This is a genomic window from Citrobacter sp. VF227, assembly GCF_052950715.1.
The window spans coordinates 117,135-129,189 of the sequence record NZ_JBRFVF010000001.1 but is presented as its reverse complement, the minus strand read 5'-3'; the positions used below and the strand labels follow the sequence as shown (position 1 = coordinate 129,189).

The window sequence follows — 12,055 nt, the reverse complement described above, 5'->3', positions numbered from 1 at the left end:
GTCTGTTTCATCGCGCTTTACGCCATCGGCCCGCACCTGCGCCATTGAGTGAGTGGTCTATAGTTAAAGCTTTTGACAGCAGCAACGACCCTTTCAGCAATGAAAACAGGAGACGAGTTTAATGTCACAGAATGATAAGCACCCACTCCATCACTCAGCGCCGGTTCATGATGCCAGCGAATCCCAGCCAGGACTTGACTCACTGGCGCCAGCTGACGGTTCACACCGGTCAACACCAGAACCTACTCCACCGGGCGCGCAGCCAACCACGTCCGGCAGTTTAAAAGCGCCAGACATCAGAAGTGACAAACTCAATGCGCTGGAAAGGTTTCGTAAAGGAAGCGAAGATTTTGCTCTGACCACCAATCAGGGGGTGCGTATTGCGGACGATCAAAACTCTCTGCGCGCCGGAAACCGAGGGCCAACCCTGCTTGAGGACTTTATCCTGCGGGAAAAAATCACCCATTTTGATCATGAACGCATCCCGGAGCGGATCGTACATGCCCGTGGTTCTGCCGCGCATGGTTACTTTCAGCCTTATGCCAGCTTGAGCGCGACGACGAAAGCAGACTTCCTCAGCGACGAGAATAAAATTACACCGGTTTTTGTGCGCTTCTCTACGGTTCAGGGCGGCGCAGGCTCGGCGGATACAGTCAGAGATATACGGGGATTTGCGACCAAATTTTATACTGAAGAGGGTATTTTTGATCTGGTGGGAAACAATACGCCCATTTTCTTTATTCAGGATGCCCATAAATTTCCGGACTTTGTCCATGCGGTAAAACCAGAGCCGCATTGGGCTATCCCGCAAGGCCAAAGCGCCCATGACACCTTCTGGGATTATGTCTCATTACAGCCTGAAACGTTGCACAACGTTATATGGGCGATGTCTGACCGGGGTATCCCACGTAGCTATCGCACGATGGAAGGTTTTGGCATTCATACGTTTCGGTTGATTAATGATCAAGGGAAAGCCACCTTTGTCCGTTTCCACTGGAAACCGCTGGCAGGCAAAGCCTCGCTGGTATGGGATGAAGCACAAAAACTTACCGGTCGGGATCCCGACTTTCATCGCCGCGAACTTTGGGAAGCGATTGAAGCGGGCGATTACCCGGAATATGAACTGGGGCTACAACTCATTCCCGAAGAGGACGAATTCAAGTTCGATTTTGACCTGCTAGACCCGACCAAGCTGATCCCGGAAGAGCTGGTTCCGGTCCAACTCGTCGGTAAAATGGTGCTAAACCGCAATCCGGACAATTTTTTTACCGAAAATGAGCAAGTGGCTTTTCATCCCGGGCACATCGTCCCTGGCATCGATTTTACCAATGACCCCCTATTGCAAGGCCGCCTGTTCTCCTATACCGATACCCAGATCAGCCGCCTGGGTGGTCCCAATTTCCATGAAATCCCAATTAATCGCCCAACCTGTCCGTACCATAATTTCCAGCGTGATGGCATGCATCGCATGGACATCGATACCAATCCAGCCAACTATGAACCGAATTCCATCAATGATAACTGGCCGCGTGAAACACCCCCGGGACCAAAACGTGGTGGATTTGAGTCGTATCAGGAACGGATTGAAGGAAACAAAATCCGCGAACGCAGCCCCTCTTTTGGCGAATACTATGCGCAGCCTCGCCTGTTCTGGCTAAGTCAGACGCCAATTGAGCAGCAGCATATTATCGGCGGATTCAGTTTCGAACTCAGTAAAGTTACGCGCCCCTACATCAGAGAAAGAGTGGTCGAACAGTTAGCCCATATTGACACTGCTCTCGCTGTGGCGGTTGCCGGGAATCTCGGTTTTGAACTCACTGAGGAACAGACCCAAATTGTGCCGCCGCCCAACGTCAACGGTTTGGAAAATGCGCCGTCACTCAGTTTATATGCGGGGGCGAAAGGTGAGATTAAGGGCCGCGTAGTCGCCATTTTACTTAATGACCAGGTAAAGTCGGGCGACCTGCTCGCCATCATGCAAGCCCTACAGGCCAAAGGTGTTCACGCCAAACTGCTCTATTCCCGAATGGGTAATGTGGTAGCCGACGATGGCTCCGTCCTGACTATCGCCGGTACCTTTGCGGGTTCGCCATCATTGACGGTCGATGCGGTCATTGTTCCATGTGGGAATATTGCGGATATCGCAATGAACGGAGATGCCCGATATTACTTACTCGAAGCGTATAAACACTTAAAACCTATCGCCCTGGCTGGTGATGCTCGTCAGTTTAAAGCAACGTTGAATATCAAAAATGAAGGAGAAGAAGGCGTGGTGGAAGCGGACTGTGCAGACGTACAGTTTATGGATGCTCTGCTGACACTGATGACCGCGCACCGCGTCTGGTCACGCGCGGGAAAAGTTGACACAATCCCTGCCTAAAAAATGCGGCGCATTAAGCGCCGCAAACTCAGGAATTACACGTTCAGAAAACTGCCAAGACGATAACCGCGCTCCGCAATAGCATATTTCAGTGACGAAGACGTCAGCACGTCGAGCTCAGTTAAGCGGGGGTAACAGTAGGCACTTTGACGAATAATCTCATCAATAAAGGCCGGATGACACATCACTTCCAGCGAAGACTCTCCCCGGTCTGCTGACGCATCAAGCATCTGCAAGAACAACGCTTCGGAAATCGCTTCGCCATAAAACTCGCTGCTGAATCCCTGGGAAGTCCGTAACGTTTGCGGAAAGTCAGACGCCTGAAATACCGTCTGACGATCAATCCGTAACGCAATCCCCTTTTGGGCAGCAAACCCGGCCACTATAGGGAAAATCTGCGGGAACATATGCACATGGTGATGGCTATCCAGATGCGTTGGCTCCCGTCCGAACAGGTCAATAAAACGCTGATACTGCGCGGCCAGTTCCTGTGAAATTTCATCCAGTGGCAGAGTGTCTTCCTCTGCCATCTGCCAGATCCATTTCCCGAGTACCCCTTCACGAGTAAGGCCTGGCATTGCCGTCAACGGCCTGCCCAGCGTCAGAACAAAGTGCATTCCGACGGCAAGTTCAGGTATGTCGCGACTCAGCTGTACCGCATGGTCAATTGCCGCGCCGTTAACCAGCGCCGTTGTCGAGGTGACAACACCATTACGACAGGCTTCAACAATGCCATAGTTTTGTCCTTTACTCAGGCCAAAATCATCCGCATTAACAATCAGTACGCGTTCCATAACCGACCTCAGTTAGTGTTGTTCGCTTTTGAGTTTCTCGATGCACCCGGCGAAGTTTGGCAGCCATTTTTCATGCGCCAGAATCAGCTCACGCGCCAGAATTTCGGCATCGCTGTCAGAGTGAACCAGCGGGCTAAGATTCAACGCAAGCAGCACATCATTCAGCTCACCGCTCAGCGCCGCATTGCTCGCCGCAACTTCAAAGCCTTTAATGGTATAGATAAGGCCGAGTACTTTCTCATCAAAATGGGTAATACGTGGATGTGGCGTAGCACCGTTGCGTCCCAGCGTACAGGTCATCTCCACCGCCCAGTCGGCAGGAATATTATCAACATGCCCATGATGAGGAACGTTGACATAGTGCTCGGTCTGTTTGTCGTTGTAGATGGCATTGATCACTTCACAGGCCGCATCGGAGTAATAGGCCCCGCCGCGCTGCTCCAGCTCTTTTGGCTTCACGTTCAGATCAGGGTTTTTGTAGAGCTCAAACAGTTGCTTCTCAACTTGTTGTACCACCTGAGCGCGCGCGCCGCCCTTATAGTATTCGCCCATTTCAATCGCCAGCATTTCTTTTGGCTTGAAGTAGTACAACAAATACGAGCACGGCAGCAGTTTCAGCGAGCGAATCAACCCTTCACTGAACGGCAGGTCGAAAATATTCTTCACGCCAGAGGCTTTCAACTGACCCGACGCAACGCCGTCCAGCAGTTCATCAAAGCGTGACACACCGTTGACCAGAACATCCTTAATAAAGACCATATGATTCAGACCGAACAGATCGATGGATAAGTCATCGCTCTCTTTCAGCGCCAGCACGTCGCTGATGAACATTTTCATGCCGATCGGAATATTACATACCCCGATGAATTTCTTGAAATTCGTATGACGATAAACCGCCTCAGTTACCATCCCTGCTGGGTTAGTGAAGTTGATCACCCACGCATTCGGGCACAATTCTTCCACATCTTTCACAATATCAAAGATAACCGGAATGGTTCGCAGCCCCTTGAACAGCCCACCAGCGCCGTTGGTTTCCTGCCCCAGATACCCGTGGCTCAGGGGAATGCGTTCATCCTTTTCACGGGCTTGCAGTTGCCCAACCCGCAACTGGGTGGTAACGAAATCAGCATCTTTCAGCGCTTCCCGGCGATCCAGTGTTTTAAACAACTTCATTGGGATGCCCGCTTTGTCGATCATACGCTGACAAAGGTCAAAAATAATGTCCAGCTTCTCTTTTCCACCGTCGACATCAACCAGCCACAATTCAGAAACCGGTAATTCATGATAGCGCTTAATAAAGCCTTCAAGTAATTCAGGGGTGTAGCTGCTCCCGCCACCAATCGTGACGACTTTTAATTTCTGGCTCATATTTTCTCCCTTCAGTGTCAACACACTGACGTGTATTATGCTCAACCCGTTTGTCAGGTATAGCGTGGCTGTCCCGACGCTATTTTGGGCAAGCTATAAAAAATGGTTTATTGGTAAATAATATTTACTGATTAAATTCAGTTAATTTCTTACGATAGCTATTAGGTGTAAATGACGTCAGCTTTTTAAACGTTTTAATAAACAGACTTGGACTACTGTAACCTGCCTCGTAGGCAATATCCGTTACTGAATAGTTCGTCATTTCAAGCTGCTTTTTAGCAAAATTAATGCGAATTTCATTAATAATCTGCATTGGCGTTTTGCTGTAATAACGCTGGGTTGCACGGGTCAGATACTCCTGGGATTTCGCGGACAGGTGTACCATATTTTCCAGCGCATTCTCGCTAAACTGTCGTTTGTCGTGCATGGTCTCGACGGTGGTTTTAAGCCACTGCGGAATATCATCTAACACCTGCTCTTCACGATGATGGCGTAACCGATTAATAATGTAGAAGGTGACCACTTCGACAAATTCATCCAGTCCGCTCTCACGAAAGTTCAGTGATGCAATAACCGTTTCAATGTAGGTAAGAAACGAATTATTCGCCCGATAGACCTGCGATGCAACAAAACAAAATGGCAGCAGCGGGTGGTAATGCTGTTCAAAAAAACGTTTGCTGATACCGACGTTAAGGATCCTTGTCGCGCCAAAATCATAGAAACTCTGATGGTGCGATCCCAACGGGATAAAAACAAAATCCCCACGCTCAAGCAATACGCGTTTGCCGTTGATTTCCTGATAATAGCGCCCGGTTAAAACCAGGGTAAATTCATAGTAGTCATGCTGATGCAGCCCACTGATACTCTCAGTTTTGTTATAGATGAACACATGGAAATTTTTGCCGTTAAACAGTTGTTGCTCAAAGACGGTTTTGATTTCCGGTGCGTTAATCTGTAGCTGCATTATGCACTCCTCGTTATTTCAGCTTTTCATGAAGCTCAATCAGTTCAGTTACCAGCTCACGCGCCAGCATAGATGTCATTAGGTGGTCCTGCGCGTGGACCAGCACCAGGCTGACTTTCATTTTACCTTCGCCCTGATCGCCTTCAATCAGTTTCGTTTGCACGAGGTGCGCTTCGTTCAGCGCCAGGCGAGACTGGTCCATCATGGCCTTTGCTGACTCGAAATCGCCTTGCTTGGCCATTTTGAGCGCGCCATACGCCAGACTACGCGCCTGACCGGAGTTGATGATGAGGCCCATCACCACTTCTTCTAGTTCTTCTGCTTCTGACTGCGTGTCGACGATGTTCTCGATATCCAACATACTTTTTTCCTCTGGTTCAGTCCGGCATGACCGTGAAGCCATGCCGGATTAAATTTAGAATTTCAATGCGTTAGCGATATCTTCTTCGCTTTCTTCTTGATCAATAACATTCTGTGCTTTATTAGCTACCACCACGAACGGCAGGTAAACCAGCGTGGCGATGCCGAGGTTGAACAGCGCGACCAGCAGAGCAGCGACACTACCGTTGGTGTTAAAGAACGCCCCCAAACCGGTTGGCATTGTCCACGGCGCAATATTGGTAATCGGTGGAATAATACCTGAGTAGTAAGCTGCCAGCGTAATTGCCGCCAAAATCGGCTGCACCAGAATGAACGGGATAAACATGACCGGGTTCATGATGATCGGCAGACCGAACAGGATGGGTTCGTTAATCTGGAACAGCCCTGATGGCAGCGCCAGTTTAGCCACCTGACGATAATCCGGACGACGCGATGCCAGGAAGATAGCGATGATCAGACCCAGCGTAGCCCCGCTACCCCCAAGGAAAATATAGGAGTCGAGCATCGGCTTCGCCCAGACGTGGAACGTCTTACCGGCTTCCAGCGCGGCGTCTACCGAACCAAACTGTTGGTAGATAGAGATATTTTCCAGCGCCCATGGCGTCATGATGCCGCTGTCCAGCGCGGTCAGCGCCAGCGAGCCGTGAATACCGAAGAACCACAGCAAGGGAACAAAAATCACATACGCCCAACCCACCACACTACCCAGCGATGCCAGCGGCGTTGAGATGGAGTCCATGATGATCTGGTGGAAGTTTGTACCCCAGGTGTTCAATGCCCAGGCGATAATCCCCATAATGGAGAGAATAATGAAACCTGGGATCAGCGCAGAGAAGGAGCGCGAAACAGAAGCCGGTACGCTATCAGGTAATTTGATCACCCAATTGCGACGGACCACAAAGGTAAACATTTCCGCGACCACGAGGCCGATAATAATACCGGAAATAATATTGGCACCGCCGAGCCAGTTTGCGCCAACGGCATAGGCTTCACCTACGCTATATGGCGTTACGGTCATAAACGCGGCGACGGATAACAGACCGGCAGCCAGCGCATCGACTTTGCGTTCTTCCGCCAGCGCCATGCCGATAAAGAACGGCGCCATCAATGACATGATACCCAGCGTACCGTTATAGACGTTTCCACCAATGCCTTTCAAACTATTAAGCGTTTCAATAGTTGAAGCATCAAGTCGAATGCCCATTGAATAAAAAAACGACCCCTCCCCAAAGCTCAGGAAAACGTTATTGATTAATACAAACATGGCCCCTGCGAGGGTCAACGGCATCAAGCGAATAAAACCGTTTTTGATTGCATTAACGTGTGGCTGCTTTCCAATTTTTACAGCAAAAGGAAGGAGTACCTTTTCAAGTGAAGCAATAGCGTTACTCATAGAAAAATACCCTTAAATACCGCAATTAATAATTGCGGTGAATGTTAATGAAATAACTCTTTGACGGGAAAATTAAAATAAAATAATTAATTTGCTGCGGCTTTTTTAATTGCTGCCACAGCAGCCTTAAGCACGCCTAAACCATCGACTTTGCCATACAGCAGCGAGTCAATCACTTCCACAGGCTTGTTTGGTAACAAGCGCTGAATTTCGGGCAACATATAAGCAATTTGTGGACCTAATAACACGACATCAGCCGCTTGTCCTTTTTCTCCGGCCAGCGTTTCAGGAAACGCTTCAATAATAACCGGCACTTCATATTTTTCGGCCTGAGCACGCATCTTCGAAACCAACAATGAAGTCGACATGCCCGCAGAACAAAACAGATAAATGTGTTTCTTTTCCATTAAAACGATCCTCATGTGCGATTATCTGTCAACCAGACACTCCGCAAGCCATAACCTGCATCCATGCTCTGGGTAACTTGCGTCAGCTAAATTACTTTTTTAGGTGGCTGAAATGAGTATACGGGATTGCACCGGTGGATGGTATTTCCTTGACCACCTAAATTGTCTCTCCTTGACCTGTGGTTATGACCCCCCTCACATTTCGGGCAAATAATTCGCGGCAATAAATAAGATCGTGGGGCACAAAAAAACCGGCTCGATGGCCGGTTCTTCTGAGTGCTCAGGCAATAAACAGTTGTTACTTCTTCGCCGCCTGCGGGTCGGTATCGTACTCTGCGCAGGTTTGATAACCAGAGTTAATCACGTGCCCGGTATCATCTAAAGCAACAAAATAGGTTTCAGCTTTACCATCTCGTTGACCCAGGATGTAGGTCTGACACGTCCCACGCGCATGGATCATACTGACTTCAGAAGAAGGTTTACCGGCAATCTGCGCCACTTGCGCCCGGCTCATTCCTTTCTTCACATCTTTCACCACGGGCTGAACAAATTGGTCTTTCGTGCGATCGTAGGCCGTACACCCTGCCAGCATAGTCAAAACAGCCGCTGCGCTCAGAATTCCTGTTAGATTCTTGTTCATATTCCGTCCTCTTTTATTTCAGCGTGTTATATAAGCCTGGAGCACAACAACGCATTTTTCAAGCAATCAGATGATACTTAGGCGGTTTCGGAAAATTCTATTAAAACAAAATGCTGCGATATCAGGCTCGCATCCCTTGTCGTTTGGGCCACAACGCGATAGCTTTAACACATCATTTTTTTGATCATTTTATTTTTCACAGGGGGTTAAATGACTCTGCAGCAAGAGATAATCCAGGCGCTTGGCGCTAAACCGCACATTAATGCAGAAGAAGAAATTCGCCGTAGCGTGGATTTTCTGAAATCTTACCTGCAGACCTACCCCTTTCTGAAATCGCTGGTATTAGGGATTAGCGGCGGACAGGATTCAACGCTCGCGGGCAAACTATGCCAGATGGCGATCTCCGAGCTTCGCAACGAAACGGGCAATGACGCACTGCAGTTTATTGCTGTACGCCTACCGTATGGCATTCAGGCTGATGAACAGGACTGCCAGGACGCCATCGCTTTTATTCAACCGGACCGCGTACTCACCGTCAACATTAAGGGTGCGGTGCTGGCCAGTGAACATGCCCTGCGTGAAGCTGGTATTGAACTGAGCGATTTTGTGCGCGGCAATGAAAAAGCCCGTGAACGTATGAAGGCACAATACAGTATCGCCGGCATGACCAGCGGCGTTGTCGTGGGGACAGATCATGCAGCAGAAGCCATCACCGGATTTTTCACCAAATACGGCGATGGCGGTACAGACATTAACCCACTCTTCCGTCTGAACAAGCGTCAGGGTAAACAGCTGCTTGCCGCGCTGGGTTGCCCGGAGCACTTATATAAGAAAGCGCCAACCGCTGACCTTGAGGATGATCGACCTTCTCTGCCGGATGAAGCCGCATTAGGCGTCACTTACGACAACATTGACGATTATCTGGAGGGAAAAACGCTGGATGCCAGCATCGCGAAGAAAATCGAAGCCTGGTATGTGAAAACCGAGCACAAACGTCGCACGCCGATCACCGTGTTTGATGATTTTTGGAAAAAAGCCTGATTCTTTTCTTTCATAAGGGCAGAGTGCCTCAGGATTGCCGCTCACTGCCCTTAGCCTGCTACTTCATGCCGCTTTTTTAATCGCCGCCAGGCTGCTATACTGGATGAATAACCAGCATCCGGAGTGAACTGTGGTACGGCGTCAATCAGCCCCTCGTCTGACCTTTGAGGCAGCGGCAATCTATGAATATCCTGAGCATCTGCGCCCATTTTTGAGTGCGCTTCCCACTACGCCCGGCGTGTATCTGTTTCACAGTGATAGCGACACCATGCCGCTTTATATTGGCAAAAGCATCAATATTCGCAGCCGCGTGCTGGCGCACCTGCGTACTGCTGATGAAGCAAGTATGCTGCGTCAGGCCAGGCGCATTAGCTGGATTTGCACCGCTGGAGAACTTGGCGCTCTTCTGCTGGAGGCGCGGTTGATCAAAGAGCAGCAGCCACTGTTTAACAAAAGGCTGCGGCGTAATCGTCAGCTTTGCGCCTTGCAGCTTACCGAGCGGACTGTTCAGGTTGTCTACGCACGGGATATTGACTTCTCCCATGCCACCAATCTGTTTGGCCTGTTTGCTAATCGCCGAGCCGCACTACAGACGCTGCAGAGCCTCGCCGATGAACAACAGCTATGCTATGGCCTGTTGGGGCTGGAACCCCTGAGTCGCGGGCGCGCCTGTTTTCGCTCCGCGCTTAAGCGCTGCGCCGGAGCCTGCTGCGGGAAAGAAAGCCCTGAAGCGCATCATTTGCGCCTGCTGGAAGCCCTGGAAAGAGTGCGCGTAATCTGCTGGCCGTGGAACAACGCCATTGCGCTGCAGGAAACCCGTGCGGAAATGACCCAGTACCACATCATCAATAACTGGCTGTGGCTGGGAGCCGTTTCAACACTTGATGAGGCGGTAACACTGGCACGTATGCCGGCCGGTTTTGACCATGATGGCTACAAAATTCTCTGCAGGCCTGTTCTGTCTGGTCAATATGACATTATTGAACTGAGTCCGGAGAATGGCCCGGCATCCAGTTAATTTCGCTGAACAGCAGTTTTCCCTCGCGCTCCAGCAGTCGTACGGTGTGTTTACCGTCGTGCCAGCTTGCCCCCTGATCGGCGGTCAGTAGCTTATCACCCAATTGCCAGGCACCGCTGATAACAAATACCACGCCACCGCGCGAACCAAAGGTCGTAAACGTGCGGTCGGCAACTCTGACTTTCGCCTGGCAGACATCCCGTCGGGTCATGATATTGAAATCCATCGACATCTTTCCTTCTGTCAGCTTCGCTTTTACCACCTTGTCACCGGCAAAGGTAAAAGGCTGATGCTGTTTCAGGGTATGTGTGAAGGTGTTCGACTCTTCCAGGGTCACTTCACCGCCCTCCAGCAGGGTAATCACGCGTTCTACGCCGGGAAAAAGAGAAAACTCTCCGTTGGCTGCAATGGAGGCGATACTCGCCCGCCAGTGAAAATCTCGTGTTGCTGGCGGAAAACAGCAAATCTCACGGGTTTCTCCCGCACCATTTCGCCACAGATTGACCGGCATTTTGCGGATATCGAAGTATTCCATCATCCCTCCAGAAAGGCGCAGTACGGCAGCCCACCGTAAACTGGCAGCCATAAATCATCATTGTTATGTTAACCCTGCAGATTATTGTTATCGGCAGCAGAGTTGATTTGCCTTAGCGATGAACCCGGTGTTTTGCAAAAAAGACTGACGCGTCGTCCCGGTGGAATTTTCGCGGGCTTCAGGAGAATAACGTGTCACAAGCGCGGTGCAAGAGGCGGTAAAGAAAAAACCGCCGATCCTGCCCACCACGTTAAACGTATTGTGGACAAGAGCGGCGGTCTTGAGTTTGGTTTCACACTGTGCGGCAATCAGGACACACAGCATGAATGATTTAGTGTAAACGCTGAACGATTACTCGGCAGCTTGTGGCATTTTACCCTTCTGCGCCGCACGTTCTGTCAGACGCTTCTCAAAATTGGCATTAAACTGCTTTTTCTGTTCCGGGGTTAAAATGTTGTAAATCTTGTTCTGGGTTTCCATATGCGCCAGCATGTTGGCTTTGCGCTGTTCTTCCATCTTCGCAATCTGCGCTTCGGCCTTCGCTTTATCGAAGCTATCGCTGGCAATAATGTCGTGCATCGCGCGACGCTCCTCCAGCGGCGGACGTTTCATCTGGTCACGCTGACCTTTCATGATCTCACGAATCTGCTGTTTCTGCGCATCGGTCAGGTTCAGGTCTTTGAACATCATGTCGTGATGCGGGGCGAATTTACCGTTGTGGTGCATCATCGGTTTGGCATCAGCTGGCGCAGCTGTTGTCGTGTCAGCGGCGTGGGCCAGGTTGGCAGCGCCCAGGGCCAGAGTAGAGGCAACAAACAGAGCAGTCAGTTTACGCATAATTTCTATCCTTTCTTTCAGTTATTTTTACGACACTCATGCGACTCTTATGCAATGTGATGTCGTGTTGACGAGATTAACTTTACCGGCTTAAGCGTCAATTAATCAGAGTAACGGTAAAACAGTGAAAGTATAAAAAACAAATTTTCATCAATTATGAAGAAAAAAAGAATAAATTGCGCAGAGTTGCAATAAAAAATCACAACAGGATGATTTTGAAAGGATTATGAAGAACTATACCTGAACCCTGATTATTAAGAAAGCAATTCACCAGGAATAATCCGTAATAAATAAAAA

12 protein-coding genes are annotated in these 12,055 nt (G+C 49.7%); 3 read left to right on the top strand and 9 right to left on the bottom strand.

Translation table 11 applies throughout. The features are described 5' to 3' along the window. Positions 1–121: 121 nt before the first annotated feature. The gene (gene katE / locus ACU8YC_RS00695) at positions 122–2,380 is read left to right on the top strand and encodes a catalase HPII (RefSeq protein ID WP_446894912.1); all 2,259 of its coding nucleotides are present in this window, start codon (positions 122–124) and stop codon (positions 2,378–2,380) included. 35 nt (positions 2,381–2,415) lie between these two features. Here the strand turns inward: katE and chbG are convergent, their stop codons facing one another. The 7 genes from chbG to osmE all read right to left on the bottom strand — a co-directional run bounded on the left by chbG (position 2,416) and on the right by osmE (position 8,327). Then, entirely contained in the window at positions 2,416–3,174 is a 759-nt protein-coding gene (gene chbG, locus ACU8YC_RS00690; RefSeq protein ID WP_151219010.1) for a chitin disaccharide deacetylase, read from the bottom strand. Positions 3,175–3,186: 12 nt separating this feature from the next. Continuing rightward, positions 3,187–4,542, bottom strand: a complete 1,356-nt coding sequence (locus ACU8YC_RS00685) for a 6-phospho-beta-glucosidase (RefSeq protein WP_151219009.1) — start codon at positions 4,540–4,542, stop codon at positions 3,187–3,189. Between the two features lie 124 nt (positions 4,543–4,666). Further along, positions 4,667–5,509 carry a transcriptional regulator ChbR gene (chbR, locus tag ACU8YC_RS00680; protein WP_151219008.1) on the bottom strand — a complete coding sequence of 281 codons (843 nt, stop codon included), beginning with the start codon at positions 5,507–5,509 and terminating at the stop codon, positions 4,667–4,669. 10 nt (positions 5,510–5,519) lie between these two features. Next, positions 5,520–5,867, bottom strand: coding sequence for a PTS N,N'-diacetylchitobiose transporter subunit IIA (chbA, locus tag ACU8YC_RS00675; RefSeq protein ID WP_003030618.1), 348 nt, complete (start codon positions 5,865–5,867; stop codon positions 5,520–5,522). 54 nt (positions 5,868–5,921) lie between these two features. After that, entirely contained in the window at positions 5,922–7,280 is a 1,359-nt protein-coding gene (gene chbC, locus ACU8YC_RS00670; RefSeq protein WP_187252549.1) for a PTS N,N'-diacetylchitobiose transporter subunit IIC, read from the bottom strand. 86 nt (positions 7,281–7,366) lie between these two features. Beyond that, positions 7,367–7,687: a PTS N,N'-diacetylchitobiose transporter subunit IIB gene (gene chbB, locus ACU8YC_RS00665; protein WP_187252550.1), complete on the bottom strand. Its 321-nt coding sequence runs from the start codon at positions 7,685–7,687 to the stop codon at positions 7,367–7,369. A gap of 298 nt (positions 7,688–7,985) precedes the next feature. Continuing rightward, a complete protein-coding gene (gene osmE / locus ACU8YC_RS00660) occupies positions 7,986–8,327 on the bottom strand; it encodes an osmotically-inducible lipoprotein OsmE (RefSeq protein WP_003030621.1) in 342 nt (113 codons plus the stop codon). A 210-nt stretch (positions 8,328–8,537) separates the two neighbouring features. Here osmE and nadE point away from each other — a divergent pair, with 210 nt between their 5' ends. Next, positions 8,538–9,368 carry an ammonia-dependent NAD(+) synthetase gene (nadE, locus tag ACU8YC_RS00655; protein WP_210904994.1) on the top strand — a complete coding sequence of 277 codons (831 nt, stop codon included), beginning with the start codon at positions 8,538–8,540 and terminating at the stop codon, positions 9,366–9,368. Between the two features lie 130 nt (positions 9,369–9,498). Next, entirely contained in the window at positions 9,499–10,386 is an 888-nt protein-coding gene (cho, locus tag ACU8YC_RS00650) for an excinuclease Cho (protein WP_151225367.1), read from the top strand. On the opposite strand, the gene ves is transcribed toward cho, so the two are convergent. After that, a complete protein-coding gene (ves, locus tag ACU8YC_RS00645; protein WP_151219105.1) occupies positions 10,346–10,921 on the bottom strand; it encodes an environmental stress-induced protein Ves in 576 nt (191 codons plus the stop codon). The genes cho and ves overlap by 41 nt on opposite strands. A 351-nt stretch (positions 10,922–11,272) precedes the next feature. Next, positions 11,273–11,758 carry an ATP-independent periplasmic protein-refolding chaperone Spy gene (spy, locus tag ACU8YC_RS00640; protein WP_003030629.1) on the bottom strand — a complete coding sequence of 162 codons (486 nt, stop codon included), beginning with the start codon at positions 11,756–11,758 and terminating at the stop codon, positions 11,273–11,275. Positions 11,759–12,055 lie beyond the last annotated feature (297 nt).